This is a genomic window from Enterobacter cloacae complex sp. P12RS (assembly GCF_014895875.1).
In the GTDB taxonomy this organism is placed as follows: Bacteria; Pseudomonadota; Gammaproteobacteria; order Enterobacterales; family Enterobacteriaceae; genus Enterobacter; species Enterobacter bugandensis.
Genome location: NZ_JADBQO010000133.1, coordinates 1 through 355 on the forward strand (window position 1 = coordinate 1; position 355 = coordinate 355).

Sequence of the window (355 nt, forward strand, 5' to 3'; positions counted from 1 at the left end):
TCATCATACGGGATATCAAAAAAAGCAGAGTCTATATAAATATTTTTGCGGTCTATAAAATAAAAATTTTCAGATGCATAAAAGTCGTAGTCCTTAACTCTGCTATTAGTAGTTATGAACTTCCTCTTTAGAGGTAAGCATTCTATTGTTCTCATCGTCAAACCTGTCTGCCGGGGATGCTGGATGTCAAGCACAGCATCAGCACCAGAGAAGAATGACGCAATCTGTTTTTTATTTCTAGAGCGAAGTGTAAAACTAAAGAGTCTGTATTTAATGACATCTTTTATATTGGTAAGAATAAAACCAGCCAATACAACAATAGAAGGAAAATAAAGCACAAACCTTAAATCATATT

Annotated in this window: 1 pseudogene; it reads right to left on the reverse strand. The window is 33.8% G+C overall.

The features are described 5' to 3' along the window. Positions 1-355 (reverse strand): annotated as a pseudogene (locus IM284_RS23615) (hypothetical protein); the annotation flags it as partial.